The organism is Salinibacterium sp. NK8237 (genome assembly GCF_015864955.1).
GTDB lineage: Bacteria > Actinomycetota > Actinomycetes > Actinomycetales > Microbacteriaceae > Rhodoglobus.
On record NZ_JADYWE010000002.1, the window covers coordinates 398,781 to 423,607 of the forward strand.

General features: G+C 61.8%; 24 protein-coding genes and 1 tRNA gene. 16 read left to right on the forward strand and 9 right to left on the reverse strand.

Going from position 1 to position 24,827, the window contains the following annotated elements; translation table 11 throughout:
- Positions 1–136: 136 nt before the first annotated feature.
- Entirely contained in the window at positions 137–2,695 is a 2,559-nt protein-coding gene (locus I6E56_RS12230; protein WP_197138790.1) for an MMPL family transporter, read from the forward strand.
- A 38-nt stretch (positions 2,696–2,733) separates the two neighbouring features.
- Here I6E56_RS12230 and I6E56_RS12235 read toward each other — a convergent pair whose 3' ends face one another.
- Positions 2,734–3,603, reverse strand: a complete 870-nt coding sequence (locus I6E56_RS12235; RefSeq protein ID WP_197139037.1) for a DMT family transporter — start codon at positions 3,601–3,603, stop codon at positions 2,734–2,736.
- 133 nt (positions 3,604–3,736) lie between these two features.
- Here I6E56_RS12235 and rsmI point away from each other — a divergent pair, with 133 nt between their 5' ends.
- Positions 3,737–4,552 carry a 16S rRNA (cytidine(1402)-2'-O)-methyltransferase gene (gene rsmI / locus I6E56_RS12240; protein WP_197138791.1) on the forward strand — a complete coding sequence of 272 codons (816 nt, stop codon included), beginning with the start codon at positions 3,737–3,739 and terminating at the stop codon, positions 4,550–4,552.
- An 18-nt stretch (positions 4,553–4,570) separates the two neighbouring features.
- Here rsmI and I6E56_RS12245 read toward each other — a convergent pair whose 3' ends face one another.
- Positions 4,571–5,020 carry an SRPBCC family protein gene (locus tag I6E56_RS12245; protein WP_197138792.1) on the reverse strand — a complete coding sequence of 150 codons (450 nt, stop codon included), beginning with the start codon at positions 5,018–5,020 and terminating at the stop codon, positions 4,571–4,573.
- A 78-nt stretch (positions 5,021–5,098) separates the two neighbouring features.
- On the opposite strand from I6E56_RS12245, the gene metG reads away from it, so the two are divergent.
- From metG to I6E56_RS12280, 7 genes are all read left to right on the forward strand, one after another.
- The gene (gene metG / locus I6E56_RS12250; protein ID WP_197138793.1) at positions 5,099–6,679 is read left to right on the forward strand and encodes a methionine--tRNA ligase; all 1,581 of its coding nucleotides are present in this window, start codon (positions 5,099–5,101) and stop codon (positions 6,677–6,679) included.
- Complete coding sequence (locus I6E56_RS12255; RefSeq protein ID WP_197138794.1) at positions 6,676–7,659, forward strand: TatD family hydrolase; 984 nt, start codon at positions 6,676–6,678, stop codon at positions 7,657–7,659. The genes metG and I6E56_RS12255 overlap by 4 nt, the downstream gene beginning before the upstream one ends.
- Entirely contained in the window at positions 7,656–8,486 is an 831-nt protein-coding gene (gene rsmA, locus I6E56_RS12260) for a 16S rRNA (adenine(1518)-N(6)/adenine(1519)-N(6))-dimethyltransferase RsmA (protein WP_197138795.1), read from the forward strand. Before I6E56_RS12255 ends, rsmA begins: the two co-directional genes overlap by 4 nt.
- Positions 8,487–8,667: 181 nt before the next feature.
- Complete coding sequence (locus tag I6E56_RS12265; protein WP_197138796.1) at positions 8,668–9,501, forward strand: serine protein kinase RIO; 834 nt, start codon at positions 8,668–8,670, stop codon at positions 9,499–9,501.
- A gap of 100 nt (positions 9,502–9,601) precedes the next feature.
- Positions 9,602–9,829 carry a 4-diphosphocytidyl-2C-methyl-D-erythritol kinase gene (locus tag I6E56_RS12270; protein WP_197138797.1) on the forward strand — a complete coding sequence of 76 codons (228 nt, stop codon included), beginning with the start codon at positions 9,602–9,604 and terminating at the stop codon, positions 9,827–9,829.
- Between the two features lie 97 nt (positions 9,830–9,926).
- Positions 9,927–10,865 carry a 4-(cytidine 5'-diphospho)-2-C-methyl-D-erythritol kinase gene (locus I6E56_RS12275; RefSeq protein WP_197138798.1) on the forward strand — a complete coding sequence of 313 codons (939 nt, stop codon included), beginning with the start codon at positions 9,927–9,929 and terminating at the stop codon, positions 10,863–10,865.
- A 19-nt stretch (positions 10,866–10,884) separates the two neighbouring features.
- Positions 10,885–12,717, forward strand: a complete 1,833-nt coding sequence (locus I6E56_RS12280) for an ABC-F family ATP-binding cassette domain-containing protein (protein ID WP_197138799.1) — start codon at positions 10,885–10,887, stop codon at positions 12,715–12,717.
- A gap of 60 nt (positions 12,718–12,777) precedes the next feature.
- On the opposite strand, the gene I6E56_RS12285 is transcribed toward I6E56_RS12280, so the two are convergent.
- Together I6E56_RS12285 and I6E56_RS12290 are read right to left on the reverse strand one after the other, a co-directional pair.
- A complete protein-coding gene (locus I6E56_RS12285) occupies positions 12,778–13,920 on the reverse strand; it encodes a cell wall metabolism sensor histidine kinase WalK (protein ID WP_197138800.1) in 1,143 nt (380 codons plus the stop codon).
- The gene (locus I6E56_RS12290; RefSeq protein ID WP_197138801.1) at positions 13,917–14,615 is read right to left on the reverse strand and encodes a response regulator transcription factor; all 699 of its coding nucleotides are present in this window, start codon (positions 14,613–14,615) and stop codon (positions 13,917–13,919) included. The genes I6E56_RS12285 and I6E56_RS12290 overlap by 4 nt, the downstream gene beginning before the upstream one ends.
- Before the next feature lie 161 nt (positions 14,616–14,776).
- Between I6E56_RS12290 and I6E56_RS12295 the strand changes: the two genes are divergently transcribed.
- Both I6E56_RS12295 and I6E56_RS12300 read left to right on the forward strand, forming a co-directional pair.
- Positions 14,777–15,226, forward strand: a complete 450-nt coding sequence (locus I6E56_RS12295) for a DM13 domain-containing protein (RefSeq protein WP_197138802.1) — start codon at positions 14,777–14,779, stop codon at positions 15,224–15,226.
- Positions 15,226–15,726 (forward strand): DoxX family membrane protein, encoded by a 501-nt coding sequence (locus I6E56_RS12300; protein ID WP_231606612.1) that lies wholly within the window; start codon positions 15,226–15,228, stop codon positions 15,724–15,726. Before I6E56_RS12295 ends, I6E56_RS12300 begins: the two co-directional genes overlap by 1 nt.
- On the opposite strand, the gene I6E56_RS12305 is transcribed toward I6E56_RS12300, so the two are convergent.
- Positions 15,723–16,808, reverse strand: a complete 1,086-nt coding sequence (locus I6E56_RS12305) for a YeiH family protein (RefSeq protein WP_197138804.1) — start codon at positions 16,806–16,808, stop codon at positions 15,723–15,725. The two genes, I6E56_RS12300 and I6E56_RS12305, sit on opposite strands and share 4 nt — an antisense overlap.
- Entirely contained in the window at positions 16,801–17,292 is a 492-nt protein-coding gene (locus I6E56_RS12310) for a MarR family winged helix-turn-helix transcriptional regulator (protein WP_197107535.1), read from the reverse strand. Before I6E56_RS12310 ends, I6E56_RS12305 begins: the two co-directional genes overlap by 8 nt.
- 149 nt (positions 17,293–17,441) lie before the next feature.
- Here I6E56_RS12310 and I6E56_RS12315 point away from each other — a divergent pair.
- The 4 genes from I6E56_RS12315 to I6E56_RS12330 all read left to right on the forward strand — a co-directional run bounded on the left by I6E56_RS12315 (position 17,442) and on the right by I6E56_RS12330 (position 21,806).
- A tRNA-Gln gene (locus I6E56_RS12315) sits at positions 17,442–17,513 on the forward strand.
- A gap of 69 nt (positions 17,514–17,582) precedes the next feature.
- Positions 17,583–19,019: a bifunctional UDP-N-acetylglucosamine diphosphorylase/glucosamine-1-phosphate N-acetyltransferase GlmU gene (gene glmU, locus I6E56_RS12320; RefSeq protein WP_197138805.1), complete on the forward strand. Its 1,437-nt coding sequence runs from the start codon at positions 17,583–17,585 to the stop codon at positions 19,017–19,019.
- A gap of 40 nt (positions 19,020–19,059) precedes the next feature.
- Positions 19,060–20,037, forward strand: a complete 978-nt coding sequence (locus tag I6E56_RS12325) for a ribose-phosphate diphosphokinase (protein WP_197138806.1) — start codon at positions 19,060–19,062, stop codon at positions 20,035–20,037.
- A gap of 65 nt (positions 20,038–20,102) precedes the next feature.
- Positions 20,103–21,806 carry a long-chain-fatty-acid--CoA ligase gene (locus tag I6E56_RS12330; RefSeq protein ID WP_197138807.1) on the forward strand — a complete coding sequence of 568 codons (1,704 nt, stop codon included), beginning with the start codon at positions 20,103–20,105 and terminating at the stop codon, positions 21,804–21,806.
- Here I6E56_RS12330 and I6E56_RS12335 read toward each other — a convergent pair.
- Both I6E56_RS12335 and gndA read right to left on the reverse strand, forming a co-directional pair.
- Entirely contained in the window at positions 21,803–22,174 is a 372-nt protein-coding gene (locus I6E56_RS12335) for a hypothetical protein (protein WP_197138808.1), read from the reverse strand. The genes I6E56_RS12330 and I6E56_RS12335 overlap by 4 nt on opposite strands.
- A gap of 95 nt (positions 22,175–22,269) precedes the next feature.
- A complete protein-coding gene (gndA, locus tag I6E56_RS12340; protein WP_197139038.1) occupies positions 22,270–23,727 on the reverse strand; it encodes an NADP-dependent phosphogluconate dehydrogenase in 1,458 nt (485 codons plus the stop codon).
- Positions 23,728–23,933: 206 nt separating this feature from the next.
- Here gndA and I6E56_RS12345 point away from each other — a divergent pair, with 206 nt between their 5' ends.
- Entirely contained in the window at positions 23,934–24,251 is a 318-nt protein-coding gene (locus tag I6E56_RS12345; protein WP_197138809.1) for a putative quinol monooxygenase, read from the forward strand.
- A 98-nt stretch (positions 24,252–24,349) separates the two neighbouring features.
- Here the strand turns inward: I6E56_RS12345 and I6E56_RS12350 are convergent, their stop codons facing one another.
- Positions 24,350–24,775, reverse strand: coding sequence for a pyridoxamine 5'-phosphate oxidase family protein (locus I6E56_RS12350; protein WP_197138810.1), 426 nt, complete (start codon positions 24,773–24,775; stop codon positions 24,350–24,352).
- Between the last annotated feature and the right edge of the window lie 52 nt (positions 24,776–24,827).

The window sequence follows — 24,827 nt, forward strand, 5'->3', positions numbered from 1 at the left end:
CGATCATTGCAGAGATACCCCGCAAAGGGGTGAGTTTTCCGACAAGTGTTGGAAAACTCAGGCGAGGAGACTTAGGCTGGTGTCTGGCCCGAAGACGTGCTCGTTTTTGTGTTCCCGACGAGAGGTTTTCTTCAGCATGGCTGAACTCCTGTACCGCCTTGGCCGCCTATCGGCTCGCCGCGCTTGGCTCTTCATCATCAGCTGGCTCGCCGTTCTCGGTCTCGCTGGCGCTGCCTTCGCGGTTTTCGGCGGCACTCTGTCGTCGACCATGACTATTCCCGGCACGGAAACTGAACGTGTTGCCGACGAACTCACTGAGCAACTCGGTGACGTTGGTGGCATTTCCGCCACGGTCGTCTTTGGTTCAGAAGATGGCAGCGCCTTCTCCGCCGAACAACAGGGCGACATCACGGATGCCCTCGCCGAGCTCACTTCGCAGAACAACGTCAGCGACGTCATCGACCCCTTCGAGACCGATGCCCAGCGCGACGATCAAGCGCAAGAAATCGTGGACGGTCGCGAGCAGATCGACGCCGGCAAGCAGCAGCTAGTGGACGGTCAGGCTCAGTTGGATGCCGCCGCCACAGAACTCGAAGCCGGACAAACTCAACTCGATGCTGCGATTGAGCAGGCTCAAGCCGCGGGCTTCTACGAGGCATCCGCTGCTCAATTCGATGCCCAGCAAGCACAGATCGATGCCGGGCTGGCTGAGCTAGAGACTCAGCAGGCCACGATTGACGAGAACACTGCGCTGCTGGCCGAACAAGAGGAGCAACTCGGCTTCGGCGAGCGTCTCATGGATGCCGCATCCGAGATCAGCCTCGTCTCCACTGACGGTGCGACGGCTCTCGGCCTCATCACCTTCGACAGCGAACTCCTCGACATTCCCGGAGAGACGAAGACCGCGATTGCGGATGAGCTCGACGCGATCGACATTGACGGAGTGACGGTCGATTACTCGTCGTCCATCACTACGTCGACCGATGGTCTGTTGGGTGTCGGTGAGCTTATCGGTGTTCTGTTGGCCGGCATTGTCTTGCTCGTGTTGTTCCGTTCGTTCTTGCCCGCAACGCTGCCGATCGTCTCCTCGATAATCGGTGTCGGAGTGGGTGTCGCGGGTTCGCTTGCGTTCTCGGGAGTCGTCGATATGACCTCGGTTACGCCGATCCTGGGCGTCATGCTTGGCCTTGCGGTCGGCATCGACTACACCCTGTTCATTGTGCAGCGTCACCGTCGTCAACTGGCGGCAGGAATGGATCTGCACGAGTCGATCGGTCTCGCCAACGGCACCTCCGGCAACGCGGTGTTGTTTGCCGGGTCGACAGTTCTTGTCGCTCTGCTCGCGCTCAATGTGAGCGGTATCCCATTCCTCGGCGTTATGGGCACCGTGGGCGCGGTCTGCGTTTTCATCTCTGTGCTGATTGCCGTGAGCCTCACGCCAGCCCTGCTGGCATTGCTAGGCAAGCGAGTTCTTTCTCGCAAGGCCCGAGCCAATATTGGTCACGAGTCGCATACGCTCCCGCCCGCCCGCGCCATGCGCACGAGTCGCGCTGTGGTCATGCTGATCGTGGCGACGCTCGGTCTGTTGATCGTGGCCATCCCGGCGCTTTCGATGCGCCTCGGGCTCCCGGATGGTTCGTCAGAGCCCGCCGATTCGACGCAGTACCGCACCTACACGACGATCGCCGAAGAATTTGGAGCGGGCCAAAACGGTACCCTCCTGGTGACCGCCACCCTTCCCACCGCTGTAGCGGAAGACGACGAACTTGAGACTCAAGCGGATCTTGCCGACCAGTTGTTGGCGGTTGACGGTGTTGTGGCTGTCGCCCCGATCGGCGTCTCGGATGACTCGGACTACTTCGCGTTCCAGATCATCCCGGTCGACGGTCCGTCGAGCGTCTCGACGGGGGAACTCGTTCACGAACTGCGCGATAGCTCGCCACTCGCGGGAAACATCGAGCTCGGTGTGGCTGGCTCGGCCAGCGGAAACATTGATATCTCCGAGAAGCTGGCTGATGTGCTGCCGCTGTACCTCGCGGTTGTTATTGGGCTGTCGCTGATCATCCTGATTCTGGTGTTCCGTTCGCTGCTCGTGCCTGTGATCGCGACCGCGGGTTACGTGCTGTCGTTGTTGGCGGCGTTCGGTGCAATGGTCGCCGTGTACCAGTGGGGTTGGCTGGGGGCGCTCTTCGGCGTGACCGACCCTGGCCCGCTGCTGAACTTTGCCCCGATCATCATCATGGGTGTGTTGTTCGGCCTCGCCATGGACTACCAACTGTTCCTTGTCTCGGGAATGCGCGAAGCGTACATCCACGGTGTGCCGGCGAAGGCTGCCGTCATGAGTGGTCTCCGCAGTGGTCGTGCCGTCGTCACCGCCGCGGCGATCATCATGATTGCCGTCTTCGGAGGCTTCGTCTTCTCGCACCTCGCGATCGTTCGCCCGCTTGGCTTCGGTCTCGCCGTCGGGGTGCTCTTTGACGCTTTTGTCGTGCGGATGATGTTGGTTCCGGCCCTGATGCACCTGTTCGGCAAGTCGGTGTGGTGGTTGCCTCGCTGGCTTGACCGCATCCTGCCCAGTGTGGACGTCGAGGGCTCAGCCCTCGAGCGCAGCCACCCGATGCACGCTGCTGATCCGCATGACGCCAGCGGCGGTGCGGCGCCTGCTGCCGCAGCGCCCGAATCATCGGAGCGCTAAGAACTCACGATCGCTCCCGCTGCCCGGGGAGGCTTCCGCTACAGCGGGGTCTCTTCGGGCAGTAGTGCGTTCGGTCCAGCCCCGGGTTCTCCCGGCACACGGGATGCCGCCCGCACTGCCCCGATGGAGGCCGCGATCACGAGGGCGATTCCCACTCCCTGCACGAGCGTGATGCTTTGGCCAAGCACGAAGAAGCCAGCGCCGGTTGCGATAGCGGGAGCCAGTGCCATGAGCACCGAGAACGCGGCGGCAGAGATGCGACGCAACGCGATCAGTTCGAGGGCGTAAGGGATCGCTGACGAACAGATGGCGACCGCGAGGCCGCGCACCAGAATTGACGGCTCGAGCAGAGTGCTACCCGCTTGCGAGATGCCGAAGGGGAGGCTGATGATCGCGCCGATTGCCATGGCGATGGCGAGGCCATCCAAGCCCGCAAAGACTTGGCCGGTTTTGCGTGACGCCAAAATGTAGCCCGCCCATGACACGGCGGCGGCGAGCGCGAAGGCAACGCCGACGGGGTCGAGGGCGCCAACGCTGCCGAGGCTGAGCAGGGCGACCCCGGCGAAGGCGAGTACAGCCCACAGCCACGCGCTGGCCCGGCGGGCAACGATGACGGAGAGCACGAGCGGGCCGAGGACCTCGATCGTGACGGTTGCCCCGAGGTCAACGCGCGAGAGTGCTTCGTAGAACAGCAGGTTCATGCCGCCGAGCGAAATACCGAAGATGAGGGCCATCAGCCAGGCCCGCTTCGAGATAGCGCGCAGGTTGGGGCGGGCAATTGCCAGCAGAATCGCGGCCGAGAAAACGAGCCGTAGCGACACCATTCCGGCGGGGCCGACTTCGGGGAACAGCAGCACCGCTACCGAAGCGCCGACATCCTGAAAGATCAGGCCCAACACCACGAGCATGACAGCACCCAGCGGTGTTCCCCTCAAGGGCGGACGAGTCGACATAGTGCAACCCTACGACCTCAGAAGGGGTGATCTGTGCGCGAAAGATAGCCGAATTCGGCGCTCGCAGTGCGGGTGGGAGAATGGCTGAGTGATCATTCTTGCGGCGACTCCCATCGGCAACCTTGGCGACGCGTCTCAGCGCCTCATCGAGGCCCTCACGAACGCTGAGGTGATCGCGAGCGAAGACACCCGCACGACCATCCATCTCATGCGCGCTCTCGGCATCGACAACCGGCCGCGGCTCATCCCGCTGCACGAACACAACGAGTCAGAGAAGGCCGCCGAGATCGTCGAGTTGGCTCGCGATGCCGATGTTCTCGTTCTCAGCGATGCGGGGATGCCCGCCATTAGCGATCCCGGATTCCCTCTCGTTTCGGCAGCAGCAGCCGCTGGGGTCACCGTCACTGCCCTGCCCGGACCGAGCGCAGTCCTCACCGCCCTCGCTGTCTCGGGCCTGCCGACTGACCGCTTCAGCTTCGAAGGCTTCCTGCCGCGCAAGGGCCGCGTCGCCTACTTCCGTGGTCTCGCTCGCGAAGAGCGCACGATGGTGTTCTTCGAGAGCCCCAACCGTCTGCCCGCGGCGCTCGCCGACCTCGCCACTGCTCTCGGCGATGATCGTCGCGCCGTAGTCTGCCGCGAGCTCACCAAAATGTATGAAGAGGTTGCTCGGGGCACCGCTGCTGAACTCGCGGCCAAGTTCAAAGACGGAGCTCGGGGCGAAATCTGTCTCGTTGTCGAGGGTGCGCCGCCCGCGACCTCCGACCTGCCCACAGCGGTCACCTATGTGCTCTCGCTTGTTGCCGATGGCGCTCGCCTGAAAGAGGCGGCAACCGAAGTGGCCGAGCAGACCGGGCTGAGCAAGCGCGAACTGTACGAAGCGGCGCTGCAGGCTAAGAAAAAGTAGCCCCTGAACCTAGGCCAGTTAGTCCTGTGCCTCGCACGCAACCTTCAACTCGTGGTGGTCTTTCGTGAGGGCTTTCTTTGTTGTGCCGAGGAACAGCAGCCCGACGACGCTCATCAGGCGCGCGCCGATGGTGAGCGGTGTCATGGTGAACCGGTATTCCAGCCGAGTTCCGCCGTGACTCGGCATGAACAGGTAGACGCTTTGGTAGTGCATGCCGTGCGACTGCGCATCCACGGTGTACGACACATCCTGCTCATAGGCGGTTACCCACATCACTTCGGTGGCTTCTTTTCCGCCAAAGACCCGTGTTTCGCGCCACTTTGTGCCGAGAGCAAGTTGCGCGGAGCCCTCAAGCACGTCGAGCGAGAGGATGCCGCTGACTCGAGTTGGAGTCTTGTCGAGGTCGCAAAATACCTCGAACACCCGGTCCGTTGGCGCGTCAATGTGCACGCTATCGGTGATCTTCATTGAGTCTCCCGTCTGCGCTCCATGGTACGCCGGGCAGGGTCGGCGTAATGGACTGACGCAGGCGAATAGAATGGGGGCATGTCTGCCGGCGATTCCTTCTACATTGCGACGCCCATTTTCTATGTGAACGACGTTCCCCACATTGGGCACGCGTACACGGAGGTGGCCGCCGATGTTCTCGCGCGCTGGCACCGTCAGCGGGGTGAAGAAGCCTGGTTGCTCACGGGCACCGATGAGCACGGCCAGAAGATTCTGCGCACCGCCGTGGCCAACAACACGACTCCGCAGGAGTGGGCCGACCGTCTTGTCGCCGACTCCTGGCAGCCGCTGCTTGAGACGATCGACATCGCCAACGATGACTTCATCCGCACGACTGACGAGCGCCATGAGAAGGCGGTCTCGACCTTCCTGCAGCGCCTCTATGACGACGGCCACATTTATGCTGGCGAATATGAGGGCTACTACTGCGTTGGCTGCGAAGAGTACAAGCAACTCGACGACCTCGTCACCGCCGCCGATGGCGAATACAAAGGCCAACTCGTGTGTGCGATCCACTCGCGCCCCGTTGAAATTCTCAAAGAGAAGAACTACTTCTTCCGCATGAGCGACTTCGGTCAGAAGCTGCTCGACCTCTACGAAAGCCAGCCCGACTTCGTGCAGCCCGCGAGCGTGCGCAACGAAATCGTGCAGTTCGTCAAGCAGGGTCTCGACGACCTCTCCATTTCGCGTTCCAGCTTCGACTGGGGTGTCAAGGTTCCGTGGGATGAAACCCACGTTGTGTATGTCTGGTTCGACGCACTGCTCAACTACGTGAGCGCCATCGGTTACGGCGTCGACGACGAGCAGTTCGCGAAGCGCTGGCCCGCCGTGCAACTCGTCGGAAAAGATATTGCTCGCTTCCACGCCGTCATCTGGCCCGCCATGCTCATGGCTGCCGGCCTGCCCGTGCCCCGCGCGGTCTTCGGCCACGGCTGGCTGCTCGTCGGTGGCGAAAAGATGTCCAAGTCGAAGCTCACCGGTATTGCTCCGAGCCAAATCACCGACACGTTCGGTTCGGATGCGTTCCGCTACTACTTCATGAGCGCCATCACGTTCGGCCAAGACGGTTCCTTCAGCTGGGAAGACCTGAGCGCGCGCTACCAGTCAGAGCTGGCCAATGGTTTCGGCAACCTCGCCTCGCGCGTTATTGCGATGGTGAATAAGTACTTCGATGGTGAAATTCCGACGCTCGGTGAGCTCACGGCATCCGACGAAGCGATTATTGCCACGCAGAAGCGTGCGACCGAGCAGTCGAACGCCTTCATCGACACGTTCGCGATCAACGAAGCGCTGGCCTCGGTCTGGGAACTCGTGGATGAACTCAACGGGTACATCACCGAGCAAGAGCCGTGGGCGCTGTCGAAAGACCCCGCCAACCGCGAGCGTCTCGGCACCGTGCTGGCCACCACCGTCAACGGTCTGGGCACTCTCGCGATTCTGTTGTCGCCCGTGCTGCCGAAGGCAACCGAAAAGCTTTGGCAGGCCATCGGTGGTGTTGGTGAACTGCGCGAGCAGCGCATCGACGATGCCACCAACTGGTCGAACACCGGTCGCGTGACCGCGCTCGAATCGTCGCTGTTCCCGCGCATTGAAGTGGATGCCGAGAGCGGCACGGCGTGACCGAACCGTTCATGAGGCAGCGTCACCGCAGCGCCGACGAGAAAGCCTCCGAGAAGCTGCAGTATCCGCCGCTGCCCGAACCTCTTGAGGGCGTGGTCTACGACAATCACACGCACCTCGAGATCGCTGACGGCGGGCCCGACGGAGCGCTCGACTTTCGCGAGCACCTCGCGCGCGCAGCCTCGGTGGGTGTGCGCGGTGTCGTGCAGGTCGGTACGGATGTCGCGACGAGTCGTTGGTCGGCTGAGCTCGCCGCCACCAACCCGCGCGTTCTCGCGGCGGTAGCTATTCACCCGAACGATGCTCCCGAACTCGCTGCGGCGGGGGAGTTGGATGCTGCGCTCGCCGCCATCGACGAACTCGCCGCGCTTCCACGAGTGCGCGCGGTCGGCGAAACGGGTCTCGACTTTTTCCGCACGGATGACGAGGGTCGCCCCGCGCAGTTCCGTTCCTTCGAAGAGCACATTGCGATTGCCAAGCGGCACGGACTTGCCCTGCAGATTCACGATCGCGACGCCCACGACGAGGTCATTGAGACGCTGTTGCGGGTGGGCGCTCCCGAGCGCACGGTCTTCCACTGCTTCTCGGGCGATGCGGCGATGGCGCGCATTGCGGCCGACAATGGCTGGTTTTTGTCGTTCGCCGGCACAGTCACGTTCAAGAATGCGGCGAACCTGCGCGAAGCGCTCTCGGTGATCGATCTCGACCGCATCATGGTCGAGACCGATGCTCCCTACCTGACGCCGCATCCGCTGCGCGGGCGGCCGAACGCTCCCTACCTGATGCCGTACACGGTGCGCGCGATGGCCGCTCACCTCGAGATCACCGAACTCGAGCTTTCGGCTCAGCTGTCCGCCACCACGGAGGCCGTGTATGGCTCGTGGGACGCTGACCTCCCCGCCGGCACCGAGGCGGCTCCCGCCCGCGGTGAGACGACCGCTGCATCCGTCTCGACCACACAGAACGCAGGCACGCGATGAACACTTTGCTCGGTCCCGCCGAGATCCGCGATCTTGCTGATCTGCTCGGCATCCAGCCCACCAAGAAGCTGGGCCAAAACTTTGTCATCGATCCCAACACGGTGCGCCGCATCGTGAAGGCCGCGCACGTTGTTTCTGGCGAAACGGTTGTCGAGGTCGGACCCGGGCTGGGATCACTCACGCTCGGATTACTCGAGACCGGGGCATCCGTCGTCGCCGTCGAAATCGATAAGCGCCTCGCCGCCCAGTTGCCGATCACAGTCAGCCAGATGCAGCCGGATGCTCAGCTCACGGTCATCACCGAAGACGCACTGCGCGTCACCGAGCTGCCCGACGACCCCCGTGTATTCGTCGCGAACCTGCCCTACAACGTGTCGGTGCCGGTGTTGCTGCACTTCTTGGAGCACTTCGATTCGCTCGACCGTGGCCTCGTAATGGTGCAGGCGGAGGTTGGCAACCGTGTCGCCGCTGGCCCCGGCAGCAAGGTTTATGGTTCGCCGAGCATCAAGGCAGCCTGGTACGGCGAGTTTTCCACCGCTGGCCTCGTGAGCCGTCAAGTGTTCTGGCCCGTGCCCAATGTCGACTCGGTGCTCGTGCGCTTCGAACGCCGCGAACAGCCCGGCACGATCGACGAACGCAAAGCTACCTTCGCGCTCGTGGATGCCGCCTTCCAGCAGCGTCGCAAAATGTTGCGTCAGTCACTCTCGAGTCTGTTGGGCAGCTCAACTGCCGCCTCCGACCGTCTCATTGCGGCGGGTGTCGCGCCCACAGCCCGCGGCGAGGAGCTCACGGTGCACGATTTCCTTGCTATTGCCCGCGCTGCGTAGCTAAAATCCTCTCACCGCGCTCTGCGGTATTTCCAGAGTGGGCCACAGGCCCAGAACGGGTCTTGGGCCCGAGAGAGGGGGGAGAACTGATGACTGTCTTCGTTGCGTCTTCGATCCATCCCTCACTCATTGAGGTTGCCTCCTAACTCTGTGGGGTGACCTCCGTTCTGGAGATTCATCTATGTCACACGGTGACGATTTTTTTGTTGTACCCGATTTAGTTTTTTCAGCGATCGAGCCTGGCGACGACCAGCGCTGGTCAACCTGGCCGTCGATTATCCCGTCGTTGCGCGGCCCGCAACCGTGGCCGCAGTGGGTTGTCACGTCGGCGGGCGCAATTGATACCGAGTTGGGCGTGCTCAAGTCGGGCAAGGAGGCTGATGTCTTTTTGATTGAGCGCGCTGAGCCTGGTGGTCGTTCTGTGCTTTTGGCAGCGAAGCGCTATCGCGGCTCAGAGACGAGCGACTTTCGGCGGTCATCTCAATACACCGAGGGGCGACGCACTCGTCGTTCGCGAGACGCGCGTGCTCTGCAGAAGAAGTCGACCTATGGTCGAGCGCTCTCGGCGGGGCTGTGGGCTGGTGCCGAGTTTTCGGCGCTGAGTACGCTCTACCAGCTGGGCGCTCCGGTGCCGTATCCGGTGCAAGTGGACAACACCGAAGTGCTCATGGAGTTCATCGGCGATGGGCACGTTGCGGCTCCGCGCTTGGCTGCCGTTCGTGCGGATCCGAGGACAATTACAGACCTCTGGGCACAGGTAGTCGAACTCATGCGGGTGTTCGCGCGCGCTGGCTTCGCGCATGGAGATCTGTCTCCGTACAACCTGCTGGTTCACGCGGGGCGAGTGATGGTGATTGACGTGCCGCAGATTGTCGACATTGTCAGCAATCCGCAGGGCATCGAGTTGCTCGAGCGCGACTGCCACAACGTGTGTTCGTGGTTTCTTCGGCACGGTGTCGAGTGCGATCCTGCGGAGCTGGCGGGGGAGTTGGTCGCCGAGGCCTTCGGGCGGTAGGTCAACTGCTGGGGGTGTGGTGGCTGTTGCGGGTGCGTGAGCGCGCCCGATCCTCACGTTAGCCATTCCGTTTGGTGCCGAACGACGGTAGGTTTGCCTCATGTCGGAAGCAACGAACAGCACCCCCAGTGACCGTGACGTTCTGGAAGGAACGGGACGGCATCCCGATGAATGGTTTGCCTTTCTCGACATGGCGGGCGCAACGAAGTGGCAGCACGCCGAATTCCTGAGCTGGTTCGAAGCTAATGCCGCTCACGTGAGCACCGAGTGGGCAGAGTCGGTCACCGCACGCTATGCGGCGATTCGTGGGCTGACTATTTCCCGGTGATTTCGCCACGGTAACGAGACCCTCACAATTGTGCGCGGTCGTCGGTTATCCCCACCCGGCGCACAGACCTGTCCGCCGCACAAGGTAAGTTTGGTTCATGACTACCGCTCCGGCAGCCTCCACAATGGTTCACGCTCGTGCCCCAGGCAAAGTCAACGTGTTTCTCAAAGTGGGCTCACTGCTCGACGATGGCTATCACGATGTTGCGATTGCCTATCAGGCACTGTCTCTCTGTGAAGATGTGCGGGCATTCCACGCCGACGACTTCTCCGTTTCGATTACCGGAACAGTCAATCTTTCCGGTGTTCCCACTGACGGATCGAACATTGCGATTAAGGCGGCACGACTATTGGCTCGTCGCACGGGTTACCGCGGCGGGGTGCGACTCGAGATCGATAAGCACGTGCCGGTCACCGGTGGCATGGGCGGCGGATCAGCGGATGCCGCAGCGACACTTTTGGCGTGTGACGCGCTGTGGGGCACAGGAGTCACTCGCGAGGCAATGTTGGGGCTGGCTGCAGAGCTCGGCGCCGACGTGCCGTTTGCGCTCACCGGCGGAACAGCGATTGGAACAGGTCGTGGCGACCAGCTCAGCCCGGCTCTCGCCAAGGGCCAGTTCCAGTGGGTGTTGGCGCTCGCCGACTTCGGGCTCTCCACCCCGGAGGTCTATACCGAACTCGATCTGCACCGCCAGCGTCACTCTCAAGATATTTTTCCGGCCGAGGCTGCGCCGTGGGTCGACGCTGACGTGTTGCAGGCTTTGCGGGCCGGAGATCCGCACATGCTCGCTGAGTGCCTCCACAACGATCTCCAAGCTCCCGCGCTCAAGTTGCAACCGTCGCTCGCTGGCGTGATTGAACTTGGCGAAAAGAACGGTGCCCTTGCGGGCGTCGTTTCAGGTTCGGGGCCCACGGTGGCGTTCCTCGCGGCTGACCTTGATTCGGCTCTCGAACTGCAGATTGCCCTCAGCGCAGCGCAAATGAATGTGGTGCGAGCAACCGGTCCAGTTCACGGGGCGCGAATCATTAACGCCTAACCGCAGTAGGCTTGCCCGAATGGCACACCTTCTTGGCGCTGAGTCCCTTCATCTTGAATTTCCGACCCGCGTAATCTTCGACAATGTCACCATCGGCCTCGACGAGGGCGACCGTATCGGCATCGTCGGTCGCAACGGTGACGGCAAAACCACCCTTATGCGGATGCTCTCGGGCAAGCTCGACCCCGACGAGGGGCGAGTAACCAGACGCAACGGCGTCACTCTCGGCATGCTCGATCAGGCCGATGAGCTTGATGGCACCAAGACGGTGCACGAGACCGTTATTGGCGACATTGATGAGCACGTGTGGGCGGGCGACCCCAAGGTTCGCGACGTCATCGCGGGCCTCGCGGCCGACATCCCGTGGGAAGCCAAAGTTGGCGACCTTTCCGGTGGTCAGCGTCGCCGGGTTGCTCTTGCTGCTCTCCTGATTGGTGACTGGGATGTCATCTTCTTGGATGAGCCCACTAACCACCTCGACGTCGAAGGTATTTCGTGGCTTGCGAACCATCTCAAGCGCCGCTGGGGCACTAATGCCGGTGGGCTGCTGGTCGTTACTCACGACCGGTGGTTCCTCGATGAGATTTGTACCGCAACGTGGGAGGTGCACGATCGCCTGATCGAGCCTTTCGAGGGCGGTTATGCGGCCTACATTTTGCAGCGTGTTGAGCGTGACCGCATGGCGGCCGCATCCGAGTCGAAGCGTCAAAACCTCATGCGCAAAGAGCTGGCGTGGTTGCGCCGCGGTGCTCCCGCGCGTTCAACGAAGCCCAAGTTCCGCATCGATGCAGCCAACGAACTCATCGAGAACGAGCCGCCCGCCCGCGATAGCGTTTCGCTGTCGTCGATGGCGATGCAGCGTCTCGGCAAGGATGTGGTTGACCTCGAAGACGTCACCGTCACCTATCAGGTCACGGATCCCGCCTCCGGAGCCGCGGGCGAGAAGACTGTACTGAAAGACGTCACGTGGCGCATCGCTCCTGGTGAGCGCACCGGCATCCTCGGCGTCAACGGCGCCGGAAAGTCGACGCTGCTGTCGCTCGTCTCGGGAACCCTGTTGCCCACCAAGGGTCGCGTCAAGCGCGGTAAGACCATCAAGGTCGCCACGCTCACGCAGCAGCTTGCTGAGCTAGAAGACATTTGGAACGAGCGCGTCAGTACCGTCATCGGTCGCCACAAGAGCACCTATGTCACGGGCGGCAAGGAGATGACGCCGACCCAGATGCTGGAGCGCGTTGGTTTCACAAGCACGCAGCTCTCCACCCCGGTAAAAGACTTGTCTGGTGGGCAGAAGCGTCGCCTCCAGTTGCTGCTCATTTTGCTCTCCGAGCCGAACGTGCTGATTCTCGATGAGCCCACTAACGACCTCGACACCGACATGCTTGCGGCGATCGAAGACCTTCTCGACACCTACCCCGGCACGCTGCTCGTCGTGAGCCACGACCGGTACTTGCTCGAGCGCGTCACCGACCAGCAGTATGCCGTCATGGAGGGCAGCTTCCGCCACCTTCCGCGCGGTGTTGACCAGTACCTCGAATTGCGCACGCAGCAGCTCAAGGGCTCCACTGGTGCTAGCGGCGCTGCCGCCGGTGCTCCGGATGCCACGGCCGCCAAGGCGAAGCCCAAGCTGGGTGGTGCCGAACTGCGCACCTCGCAAAAGGAGCACGCTGCTGCCGGTCGCAAGATCGCCAAGCTGCAGGGGCAGATCGCTGAGCTTCACCAGCGCATGGCCGCTCACGACCAGTCAGACTTTGCTGGGTTGGGTGCCCTCGTCGGCGAGCAGCAGGCGCTGCAAGAGGCGCTCGACACCGTTGAGACACGCTGGCTCGAACTCGACGAACTGCTCGCTTAGCGCGCCACCTTGCCGCCGCTGTAGCTACCCAGCTGCAGCGTGGGCGGGGCGACAGCGCGGTTACGCTGCGCTGGTCGGCAACGCGACGCTGAGACGGAACCCTTCAGGGGCATTCTCGGCGTTGACGCCACCACCGTGCGCTTCGACGATGCCGCGAACAATGGCAAGGCCGAGACCTGCGCCGCCGGAACCGTTCGCTTCGTGTTCGGGAGTGCGTGCTTCGGTGGCGCGCCAGCCGATCTCGAACATATGGCTGAGGTCTTCGCTCGCGACGCCGCTGCCCTGATCGAGCACGGAAAGCACCAAGCTCGTGTCGTCGCGCTCGTCGGCACTCACCAGAATCTGGGAATCAGCGGGCGCATAGCGGATGCTGTTGGTGAGCAGATTCACCACAACGCGAGTGAGCTCGTGGGGGTCAGCCCAGAGCATCCGTCCCTCGACCCCAGCGTGGCTGATTTGGATGCCGCGGGCCGCCGCCAGCTGGCTGACGTCGGCAACAGCATCCGACACAATATCGAGCAGCTCAACGTTTTCAGGCCGCAGCGTGAGGGTGCCGCTCTGGATGAGTGAGAGCTCGAAGAGGTCGTCGACGAGGCGGTTCATGGTGCCGACCTGGGCGCGAATTTGGCGCAGGTAGTCGCTCGGGTCATCGACCGCGCCCGCATCCAAGGCTTCGGCGAGGGCGCTGATGCCAGTCAGGGGAGTGCGGAGGTCGTGCGAGATCCAGGCGAAGAACTGGCGGCGCGAGGCGTCCAGTCTGGCAATTTCGTCACGGGCAGCAGCGAGCCGTTGGGAGGCATCCGAAAGCTGCACCGAGACTTCGGCAACTTCTTTCCACGTATTGGCATTGGCGGTGACGACAGCGCCGGCGCCGACCTGAGCGATGCTGCGACGCAGTTTCGTGAACTCCCGGCGAACGGCCCGCCCACTCACGAGCGCCGCGACAAGACTCATGAGGGTGGAGATTCCGACGACCCACAGCACGACTTGGAGGTCGTGAGCCGAGAGATACATTTGGGCGGTCACCACCACGGTCGTGAGCGCGATCGAAACGATCGCGGCGCTCACCACAATGGTGAACTGGAACGCAATCGATCGACGGCGGCCTAGGCGCAGTACGAGCATTGCCATCAGCATCACAACGGCCGTGCACGCGGCAGCGATGGCGAGAATGTACAGCAGCTCGCTCGGGTTGAGGATCATGCGGCATCCTTCACGGTGAAGCGGTAGCCCTTGCCCCACTCGGTGAGCAAGTAGCGGGGAAAGCGCGGTTCGGGTTCAATCTTTTCGCGCAAGCGTCGCACATGCACGGTGACAGTGGATGCCTCGCCAAAGCTCCAGCCCCACACTTCGCGCAAAATATCATCGCGACTCAACACGCGCTCAGGGTTCTGCAGCAGAAAAAGAAAGAGTTCGTATTCGCGGGTGGTCAACGTCATTTCGTGGCCGTCGAGCAAGATCTTGCGATGCGCCGGATCAACCCGAAACTGGCCAAGAGCAAAGGGTTCGGATGACACGTGCGAGCTGCGAGTGCGACGCACCATCGCATCCACGCGCAGTTGTAATTCGCGCAGCGAGAAGGGTTTCGCGATGTAGTCGTCAGCACCGTGTTCGAGACCATCGATGCGTTCTTCAACGGCATCCAGAGCGGTCAACATGATGATCGGCAGTTGCGGGGATGCCGCACGCGCCTGGCGGCACAGTTCGTCGCCGCCGACGCCGGGCAGCATCCGATCGAGAATGAGCACGTCGGGGAGTGGGCCGCGCAGGGCGTCGCGCGCTTGGATTCCATCGCTCATGCCAGTGACGGCATATCCGCGACCGCGCAAATATTCGGTAACGACCGAGAGCACTGTGGCGTCGTCTTCGACGATCGTGACGCTCGGCAGTTTTTCCATAACCTCAGCCTAGAGCGGGCACCCGAGCAATCGCCGGTGTCAATTCTTACGCTCTTGAAACATTCGTCACTTTCGTGGATGCCGCGACTTAGGTTCGTAACCGTCACCGAGTCATCAGCTCGGAGATGAATCCTCACACCCACGAACTTAGGAACTCCCTCATGAGAAAAACAGCTACTTCAGCCGCAGCAATTCTCGCTCTCTCCCTCATGCTCAGCGCCTGCAGCGGTGCAGCCACTGACACGTCGAGCAGCGAATCCACAGCCCCGGAATCATCGGAGACTGAGACCGACACGGAGATGATGCACGAAGAACTCACCGGAACTTTCGAGGGCACGAGCGAACACGCCGTCGAAGGCACCGTCACCGTGAGCGACACTGAAATCGTGCTCTCGGGCTATTCCTCCGATGAGGGTCCCGACCTCAACATCTATCTCACGAACGGCAACGACGAGGATGCCGTAGCAGCAGGCATGCAGATCGACTCCGTCGTGTTCGATGAAGCCAGCCAGACCTTCACCTTCGACGCCATGGATATCTCCGGCTACGACACCGTCGTCATCTACTGCGACAAGGTCAAGGCAATCTTCGGATCAGCGCCCCTCGCATGATGAACCGTGCGCTTTCCCTCGTCGCTTCCGTCATCACGGGAGCGGCGAGGGTGGGCCTCGGCATCCTGTGGCTCAACGAAGGTCTCTTCAAGATCAAGGCAGGATTCGACGGCGGCGATATCGGCTTGGTCGTTCAAAGCACGGCATCCAACAATCGGGTGGCAGATGGCTTTGAGGCCTTTACCGCTACTTTCCTCGGTGGCGCCCCCGGCTTTTTCGGGTGGGCTATCCCCGCTCTCGAAGTCGGGCTGGGAATCGCGCTGATCTTGGGCGTGCTGACCTTCCCCGCCGTCCTTATGAGTGCGGTGACGCTCTTGTCGTACTGGTCTGCCGATCAGCTGATCGAGGAGTACCCGATCATGCTGGCGCTCTCGGTCGTTGTTGCGGCGTTCGTGGTCAGTGCATCGCGAATCTCGGTCACCACCATTGTCGAGAAGCTCGTACTGCGCACGAAGCCAGAATCTCGCTTGTTCGCAGCGCCCGTAAGACGCTGGCTCTAGCCGAGGGCCGCGACTCCTGCGGCACGGGCGATCTCGACAGCGCCGAGGGAGATGAGTGCGATGAACGCCCACGAGACGAGGGCGACAACGAGCGAGCGGCCACCGGTGCGGATGAGGTTGCCAATACTGATAGCGGCACCGAGCCCGAAGAGAGCCATGCCGAGCATGAGCTCTTGGCCGTAGGACGCAATCTCAAGGAAGCCGTCTGAGAGCGGCACGAAGGTGCGCACCAGCACAGCAGCGAGGAACCCGACGACGAAGAGGGGCAGGATCGCGGGGCGCTTCGCTGGCTTCACGTCGACTGAGTCTGCTTCCAGCGTTCCGGCAGCATCGGCGGCGGCCGCAGCCTTGCGATCGCCGCGAGCAACAACAATCCCGGCAAGCGCAACCATCGGCGCCAGCATCGCGACGCGAGTGAGCTTCACGACGACAGCAACGGCAAGGGCTGTTGCTCCTGCGATTTGGGCTGTGGCGACAACCTGGCCCACGTCGTGCACACTCGCACCCACCCACATCCCGAACTCGGCGGTATCCAGACCAATCAGCGGGCGTAGCGCAGGCAGCAGGGCGATGGCGAGGGTTCCACACAGGGTGACAAGGGCTACAGGAGTAGCGGTGTCAGATTCTTTGGCGCGAGTCATACCGGCCATTGCGCCAACGGCTGACGCGCCACAGATGGAGAATCCAGCCGCAATCATCAGAGGCTGCTGGCCGGGGAGGCGCAGCATCCGTCCCAAACCCCACGTGAAGAAGAAGGTGATGACAACGATTGCCACAATCATGCCGAGCACCAACCAGCCGAGCTCAGCAATGCTCACGAGGCTCAGCTTGAACCCCAACAGCACCACACCGATTCGAAGCAGGCGACGGGCCGCAATGGTGAGGCCGGGTTTCACCTGCGCGCGCACGGAGTCGCGCCACGGTAGTGCGGTGAACAGGATGCCGAGCACGACGCACGCAGTAAGCGTGGGAATCGCTGGCACCAGAAAACTGATCAGTAGTGCGAGCCCGAATGCCCCTAGTGCCAACCCCAGTCCGGGAATGTTGCGTCGGAATGTGGTCTGCGCGGGGGCATTATTCACCGTCGAGGCTCAACTTTCTGAGCAGTCCGCTCAATCGTTCTTGTTCTGCTGGAGACATGCGTGCCAGCAAGGCTGTTTCGTCATGAACCAACGAAGTAATGGCTCCATCGACACTTTCGCGACCACTCGCCGTCATTCTCACGATCACACCACGCCCATCATTGGGGTCGGTGCGACGTTGAACGAGACCGCGCGAGACCATACGATCGATGCGATTTGTCATGGTTCCGCTCGACACCATCGTCTGCTGCACGAGAGCGGTCGGGCTCAACTGGTACGGGGCGCCGGCTTTGCGCAGCGCCGACAACACGTCGAACTCCCACGGCTCAACGCCCGCAACGGCAAAAGCTGACCTTCGTGCGCGCTCCAAATGCTTAGCGAGACGGCCGACGCGGCTCAGGACATGCAACGGCGCAAAGTCGAGATCGGGGCGCTCGCGCGACCACGCTTCGACAATTCGGTCGACTTCGTCGCGTTGGGGCATCCGGTTATTATCTCAGTTTCAGAACACGGATGTGTGCAGCTAAACCGGGCGGATAGGCGCCGTGAGGGTGTGCGAACGCTCCGAATCGGGCTAGGTGCACGACAGAGTGCCAATGATCTGGCAGAATTGGTTAGCGCCTTCGGGTGCGTTCCGCTTTGGTGTAATGGCAGCACGGCAGCCTTTGGAGCTGTCCAGTCTAGGTTCGAATCCTAGAGGCGGAGCTTTTATTCAATCTTCGCGACTTCGGCCGCGGCGTTTTGAGCGCCGCTCATTCAGGGCAGAATAGCTCTATGACCGAACACAAACTCGCCGTCATTGTTCTCGCTGCAGGCCAAGGCACCCGCATGAAGTCCGCGAAGCCCAAAGTGTTGCACCGCCTTGCCGGTCGCGAACTTATCGGGCACGTCGTGGCTGTCGCCCGTGAGCTGAACCCTGACCATGTGATTGCTGTTGTGCGCCACCAGCGCGACGAAGTTGTGGCGAGTTTGACGGAGCTCATGCCCGACATCCTCATCGTCGACCAAGATGACACCCCCGGCACCGGCCGCGCGGTAGAGGTCGCTGTCGACTCTTTGCCGGCTGACTTCGACGGAGATGTCGTTGTCGTCAGTGGCGACGTGCCGCTTCTGGATTCGGCCACCCTGGCTTTGCTGCTCGAGCAGCACCGGGCGCAGTCCGCTGCCGCCACCGTACTTTCCGCGATTCTCGACGACGCCACCGGCTACGGCCGTGTAGTGCGCGACGCTGCTGGCGGTCTCGACCGCATTGTTGAGCAGAAAGATGCCAACGCCGACGAAATCGCGATCACCGAAATCAACTCGGGCACCTACGTGTTCCGGGTTGGCCCGCTGCGCGAACAACTCGTGCGATTGACGACAGACAACGCTCAGGCCGAGAAATACATCACCGACGTGGTTGGACTCCTTCGTGGCGTTGGAGCCACGGTTGCCGCGATGCCCGTAACCGCGGGATGGATGGTCGCCGGCGTCAACGATCGCGTACAGCTCGCCGAGGCCGCTCGTCGCATGAATGAACTCATTGTGCAGAAGTGGCAGCGCGCCGGAGTCACGATCGAAGACCCCGCCACGACCTGGATCGATGCGGATGTCACGCTCAATCCCGATGTCGAAATTCTGCCTGGCACCCAGCTCAAGGGCGCAACGCTTGTGCAGTCTGGCGCCATCATTGGCCCGGACACGACCCTCGTTGACTGTGAGGTTGGCGAGAATGCTGTCGTGAAGCGCACGGATGCCACCCTCAGCGTGATCGGAGCAAACGCCTCCGTTGGTCCGTTTGCCTACCTTCGCCCCAACACCAAACTCGGTGTTGGCGGCAAGATCGGAACGTTCGTAGAGACCAAGAATTCGACCATCGGCGAGGGAAGCAAGGTGCCGCACCTCAGTTATATCGGTGACACCGAAGTGGGCGTGGAGTCCAATGTCGGTGCCGGAACGATCACCGCAAATTACGACGGAGTGAACAAGAGTCGAACAGTAGTTGGCTCCCACGTGCGAACTGGGTCGCACAACGTCTTCGTCGCTCCGGTTAGAATTGCTAACGGAGCGTATACCGGAGCCGGCTCGGTCATCCGAAAAGATGTACCGGCGGGGTCTCTGGCAATCAATGTCGCTCCGCAGCGCAATATCAGTGGCTGGGTTGAAACCAATCGGGCGGGTACTGCAGCGGCTCAGGCAGCTGCAGCAGCAAACGACGATAACGACGCCTGACCGAAGTACGCCGTAACCGCGGCAGAGAGCGAGTCCCCACGTGGCCAGCATCAAAATCTCCGGTCAGAAGCGACTCGTACTCGTCTCCGGACGAGCGCATCCCCAGCTTGCCCTCGATATTGCTGAAGAGCTCGGCAGCGACCTCATCCCCACTGATGCCCGCACTTTTGCGAACGGTGAAATCTACGCCCGCTACGACGAGAGCGTTCGAGGCTGTGACGCCTTCGTCATCCAGTCGCACACTGAGCCCATCAACGAGTGGCTCATGGAACAGCTGATCATGGTGGATGCCCTCAAGCGCGCCTCTGCGAAGCGCATCACAGTCGTCTCGCCCTTCTATCCCTACGCCCGTCAAGACAAGAAGGGCCGCGGTCGCGAGCCGATCAGCGCTCGACTGATTGCGGACCTCTACAAGGCTGCCGGTGCCGACCGCATCATGAGCGTTGACCTTCACGCCGCCCAAATTCAGGGCTTCTTCGACGGCCCTGTCGACCACCTTTTCGCTATGCCTGTGCTGCTTGAGCACTTTCAGAAACTGCTCGACCCTTCAACCCTCACCGTGGTGAGCCCCGACATGGGCCGCGTGCGTGTTGCCGATATCTGGAGCGACAAGCTCGGTGCACCGCTGGCGATCATCCACAAGCGCCGCGATCCTCTCGTGCCCAACAAGGTCACCGTTCACGACATCGTCGGTGATGTTGATGGTCGCGTGTGCCTGCTCGTTGACGACATGATCGACACCGGTGGAACCATCGTGAAGGCAGCCGAAGCGCTCAAGCGTGCTGGTGCCCTCAAGGTTGTTGTTGCCGCAACTCATGCCATCTTCTCCGACCCCGCTCCCACCATTCTGCAGAGCGAGTTCATCGACTCCGTGGTTGTCACCGACACGTTGCCGGTGCCGGAACACAAGCGGTTCCCCACGCTCACGATTCTGCCGATCGCTCCGTTGCTGGCCCGCGCCATCCACGAAGTCTTCGATGACGGATCGGTTACCTCGATGTTCGACGGTGCTGCCTAAGCAATCACGGCATTTGGCCTGTGCACATGTTTTTTGAGTGCGTCTCACAGGCATACAGTTAACGTATGACTGCGTTGTCCGACCGCCCGTGGCTTGCGAGCTATGCCGACGGTGTACCCCAAGAAATTCCGCTCCCCGACGGATCACTTTACGATCTGGTCGAGGCATCTATCGCTGAGTACCCACGCAGCGTCGCGCTGGAATTTTTTGGCAAAGAGACCACCTACGCCGAGCTCGGCCAACAAATCGACCGTGCTGCGGAAGGGCTTCGCCTCCTCGGCGTGCAGAAGGGTGATCGGGTTGCTCTCGTGCTGCCCAACTGCCCCCAACACGTTGCCGCTTTCTATGCGGTGTTGCGTCTCGGCGCGATCGTCGTCGAGCACAACCCGCTCTACACCGCGCGTGAGCTTCGTCACCAGTTCGAAGATCACGGTGCCCGCGTCGTTATCGCTTGGAACAATGCGGTAGAAACTCTGCAAGATTTTCCGGATGACCTCGCACTCGAGACCATCATTTCGGTCGATGTTCCCCGTGCGATGCGCCTCACGACTCGCGCGCTGCTGCGGCTGCCGATCGCGAAAGCGCGAGAATCACGCGCTGCGCTCACCACGAACGTGCGTGGAACGATCACGTGGCACGATCTGCTCAAGTCCGACCCGATCGACGCACACATCGTGCGCCCCGTGTCCGACGACCTCGCCCTCATTCAGTACACGAGCGGCACGACCGGCTTCCCTAAAGGCGCCATGCTCACCCACCTCAACCTGCTCACCAACGCTGCGCAGGCCCGTGCCTGGGTGCCGGCGGTGCCGCGGGGAACCTCCGTCGTTTATGCGGTGTTGCCGATGTTCCATGCCTACGGACTTACGCTCTGCTTGACGTTTACGACGAGCATCGGCGCGCGGCTCGTTCTGTTCCCTAAATTTGATCCTGACCTTGTGCTTGCGGTCGTGAAAAAGCGTCCCGCGACGTTCTTCCCCGCCGTCCCGCCGATTTACGCGCGACTCACTGCCGCAGCAGACGCTGCTGGTGTCTCGCTCAAAGGTATTGAGGTCGCCATTTCTGGTGCGATGCCGCTGTCGGCCACCGTCGTCGAGCCGTGGGAAGAACGCACCGGCGGCACGCTGGTTGAGGGCTACGGTCTTTCGGAGACCAGCCCGATCCTTATCGCCAACCCCGTCGGTCCCACGCGCCGCGCTGGCACCGTCGGATTGCCTTTGCCCAACACCGAAATCCGTGTCGTCGATCCGGACAACCCCACCGTTGATCGCGCGCTGGGGGAGGAGGGCGAGCTAATCGTTCGCGGCCCTCAGGTGTTCTCTGGTTACTGGGGCAAGCCTGACGAGACCGCTGAAGTCTTCGCGCCTGCGATCGACGACGGCAAAGAATGGTTCCGCACCGGCGATATCGTCACGGTGGATGCCGATGGTTTCGTCACCATCGTTGACCGCATCAAGGAACTCATCATCACGGGTGGATTCAACGTTGCTCCGAGTGAGGTTGAGGAAGCACTGCGCCGTCATCCGTCAATCGCGGATGCGGCCGTCGTCGGACTTCCCAGCGATCACAGCGGCGAAGATGTTGCTGCGGCCGTCGTTCTCGCTCAGGGCGCGAACCTTGACCAAGAGGTCGTGCGCAGCTTCCTGCGCGAGCATCTCTCGGCCTACAAGGTTCCCAAAACCATTGTGAGCGTCGACGATCTGCCGCGGTCGCTCATTGGCAAGGTCTTGCGTCGCGAGGTTCGCGACGAGCTCCTCGCCGACCGCTAGGTGTTATCGGCCGGGCTTGTCGGAATAACGGCAGGCCCGGGGATGAGGCCGAGCGAACGAAGCAAGGTTTCGCCGCCGTTGAACGCGATTGCGTAGCATTTCCAGCCGGGATCGCCATCGCCTGTGAGCTCGAAGCGCACGGAGTACGACACTGCTTGGGGTGCCAGATATTGCACGTAGGTCGCGCAGGTGCGATTGGCTGTGTTGTCGGCAGTGGCGGCAGCAGACACGATCCCGGGAACCACGAGCCCGATAAGTCCTAAGACGACAACAACGCGCATCACCCACACGAACGTGCGCGAGCGCAATGGCCGTTCGTTGTGCGGCTCATAGCCATCGAGCTCGGGGTGCTCTTCAGAGGTGCTCATCGTTGGCCATTCTGTCACTTGCAGCTGGTGGCGACGCTACTGTCGCCGAGTTAAGACACGAATGGCGGCGAACTCAAGGTTCGCCGCCATCTCGATTAGTGCGAGTCGGTCGCTTCAATCTCGGTACGATCGCCCGACCACAGGGTGTGGAAGGTGCCATCCATGTCAACGCGCTTGTAGGTGTGAGCACCAAAGAAGTCGCGCTGGCCCTGAACAAGGGCGGCAGGAAGGCGCGGTGCGCGAAGGCTGTCGTAGTAGGCGAGCGACGAGGAGAATGCCGGGGTGGGGATGCCGGCAGCGGCAGCGCCACCCACAACACGACGCCAGGAATCCTGCGTGCCTGCCATCGCCTCGGTGAAGTACGGCGCGGTAACGAGGGCCACGAGGCCCGGGTTCTCGGCGTAGGCCTCGGTGATGCGGTTCAGGAAGCGTGCACGGATGATGCAACCACCGCGCCAGATCTTGGCGATCTCGCCCTTCTTGATGTCCCAGTTGTACTCTTCAGCGCCGGCGACAATGGCGTCGAAACCTTGGCTGTACGCGATGATCTTCGACGCGTAAAGGGCTTGGCGAACATCTTCGATGAAGGCGGCCTTGTCTGCGACCTCAGGAATCGAGCTCGGGCCGGGCAGGGCGCTGGCGGCCGCGCGCTGAGCGGGCTTCGACGAGACGGCGCGGGCGAAGACTGCTTCGGCGATGCCGGAGACGGGCACTCCGAGGTCGAGCGCGGTTTGCACTGTCCAGACGCCGGTTCCCTTGGAACCAGCCTGGTCGAGGATGATGTCCACGAGCGGCTTGTCGGTCTTGGCATCAACCTGACGCAGAACTTCGGCGGTGATCTCGATGAGGTAGCTCTCGAGTTCGCCCTTGTTCCACTCGGCAAAGATGTCAGCGATTTCGGCGGGGGTTGCGCCGGTGCCCTGGCGGATGAGGTCGTAAGCCTCAGCGATGAGCTGCATGTCGGCGTATTCGATGCCGTTGTGAATCATCTTGACGAAGTGACCAGCGCCGTCGGTGCCGACGTGAGTAACGCACGGCTCGCCTTCGGCAACAGCGGCAATCGACTTGAGGATCGGGCCGAGGGTATCCCAGGCTTCAGCGGAACCGCCGGGCATGATCGATGGGCCGAGCAGTGCGCCCTCTTCGCCACCAGAGATGCCAGCGCCGACGAAGTTGATGCCGGTCTCGCGCACTGCCTTCTCGCGACGGATGGTGTCGGTGAAGAGCGCGTTGCCGCCGTCGACGATGATGTCGCCTGGCTCGAACGCTTCCGTCAGAGCGTCGATCACGGCATCCGTGCCCTTGCCTGCCTGCACCATGATGATCGCGGTGCGTGGCTTCGACAGCGACGCCGCAAATTCTTCATACGTGGATGCCGGAACGAAGCCAGCTTCGGGGTGCTCGGTGAGCAGGGTCTCGGTCTTCGAGTAGGAGCGGTTGTAGATGGCAACGGTGTTGCCCTCACGGCTCGCGAGGTTGCGGGCAAGGTTGGAGCCCATAACTGCGAGCCCTACTACGCCAATGTTTGCGGATGCTTGCTCAGCAGCGGTCATATCGTTCACTCCTTGACTCTGGGACAAAGTGGCGGGCTCCGTGGCTATAACTAGTTGGCCGGTCGTGACTGGTTAGCCCAATCATCAAGCCTAGGGCACACGGCGCAGCCGACATGCGGCATCCGTTCAGGCTTCGCGGCCGCGGGGGAGCCTGATGCAACAGTCACCCCAGACAACGTCGGGAGCGGAGGAGTAGCGTGGGGACTATGAGTCAGCCAGTAATCGTTACCGCCATTTTTCACATCCGACCCGATAGCCGCGATGCGGTTGTCGAGGCACTTCGCACGGCACTTCCTTTGGTACATGAGGAGCCCGGTTGCGAGCTTTACGCCATTCACGAGGCTGCGGATGGCATGCTCGTCATGATCGAGAAGTGGGAGTCGGAAGCGCTCCTCGACGCTCACGGTCAAAGCGCGGCTGTCGCCGCTCTTGTTGGCGAGATCGGTCAGTACCTCACGGCTGAGGTTGCCGTGACGCGAATGGCACCCATCCCTATCGGGACCACGGGCAAGGGCGCGCTCTAAACAGCAGCGTTCTTCTCACTTCTCCGCGTCGATCGGCTGCGTCTTCTTGGCGCAACCGATCGACGCGTTTGTGCGTGCAGGCGCAGTAGCGCCGCGCTCTAGTAGCGCTCGGGCTCTGCGCCCAAGAGAAAACGTCGCCCGCTTATCTCTGTGGGGGTGATCTCGACCCAAATGTATTTAAGGGTTGGGATGAGGGGCCGAAGCGGCAGCTGGTCTGCTTCGTAAATCTCATCCTGAGATTCGATGACGCGCGCGGTGCCTTTGGCGACGACACTCCATGCTGTGTGCGGGCCCACGAAGTCTGTCTCAAAGGCGACACGATCGTTGATTGTGAGCTTGAGCAGTTTGGTTCCCTGCGACGTACGTAAAAGTAGTCGTTCGCCGACCGCAATGAAATTGACGGGGGTGATCTCAGGTTCCCCCTGAAAGCTGACGGCGATCCTGCCTAGATCGGCAGTGCGCAGCAATTCCCAACAGGTTTCCAGCGCTAGTTCTTCAACTGGGTCATTCAGATTCTCGCTCATGGAGTCATCCTTCCGTGGCCCAATTCTCCCACTCGGGCCCGCGAGTTACCAG

Coding starts and splice junctions, on each gene's coding strand:
- I6E56_RS12230 (WP_197138790.1), top strand. CDS start 137: ATGGCTGAACTCCTGTACCGCCTTGGCCGCCTATCGGCTCGCCGCGCT.
- I6E56_RS12235 (WP_197139037.1), bottom strand. CDS start 3,603: ATGCTCGTGGTGTTGGGCCTGATCTTTCAGGATGTCGGCGCTTCGGTA.
- I6E56_RS12245 (WP_197138792.1), bottom strand. CDS start 5,020: ATGAAGATCACCGATAGCGTGCACATTGACGCGCCAACGGACCGGGTG.
- metG (WP_197138793.1), top strand. CDS start 5,099: ATGTCTGCCGGCGATTCCTTCTACATTGCGACGCCCATTTTCTATGTG.
- rsmA (WP_197138795.1), top strand. CDS start 7,656: ATGAACACTTTGCTCGGTCCCGCCGAGATCCGCGATCTTGCTGATCTG.
- I6E56_RS12265 (WP_197138796.1), top strand. CDS start 8,668: ATGTCACACGGTGACGATTTTTTTGTTGTACCCGATTTAGTTTTTTCA.
- I6E56_RS12270 (WP_197138797.1), top strand. CDS start 9,602: ATGTCGGAAGCAACGAACAGCACCCCCAGTGACCGTGACGTTCTGGAA.
- I6E56_RS12275 (WP_197138798.1), top strand. CDS start 9,927: ATGACTACCGCTCCGGCAGCCTCCACAATGGTTCACGCTCGTGCCCCA.
- I6E56_RS12280 (WP_197138799.1), top strand. CDS start 10,885: ATGGCACACCTTCTTGGCGCTGAGTCCCTTCATCTTGAATTTCCGACC.
- I6E56_RS12285 (WP_197138800.1), bottom strand. CDS start 13,920: ATGATCCTCAACCCGAGCGAGCTGCTGTACATTCTCGCCATCGCTGCC.
- I6E56_RS12290 (WP_197138801.1), bottom strand. CDS start 14,615: ATGGAAAAACTGCCGAGCGTCACGATCGTCGAAGACGACGCCACAGTG.
- I6E56_RS12295 (WP_197138802.1), top strand. CDS start 14,777: ATGAGAAAAACAGCTACTTCAGCCGCAGCAATTCTCGCTCTCTCCCTC.
- I6E56_RS12300 (WP_231606612.1), top strand. CDS start 15,226: ATGAACCGTGCGCTTTCCCTCGTCGCTTCCGTCATCACGGGAGCGGCG.
- I6E56_RS12310 (WP_197107535.1), bottom strand. CDS start 17,292: ATGCCCCAACGCGACGAAGTCGACCGAATTGTCGAAGCGTGGTCGCGC.
- glmU (WP_197138805.1), top strand. CDS start 17,583: ATGACCGAACACAAACTCGCCGTCATTGTTCTCGCTGCAGGCCAAGGC.
- I6E56_RS12330 (WP_197138807.1), top strand. CDS start 20,103: ATGACTGCGTTGTCCGACCGCCCGTGGCTTGCGAGCTATGCCGACGGT.
- I6E56_RS12335 (WP_197138808.1), bottom strand. CDS start 22,174: ATGAGCACCTCTGAAGAGCACCCCGAGCTCGATGGCTATGAGCCGCAC.
- gndA (WP_197139038.1), bottom strand. CDS start 23,727: ATGACCGCTGCTGAGCAAGCATCCGCAAACATTGGCGTAGTAGGGCTC.
- I6E56_RS12345 (WP_197138809.1), top strand. CDS start 23,934: ATGAGTCAGCCAGTAATCGTTACCGCCATTTTTCACATCCGACCCGAT.
- I6E56_RS12350 (WP_197138810.1), bottom strand. CDS start 24,775: ATGAGCGAGAATCTGAATGACCCAGTTGAAGAACTAGCGCTGGAAACC.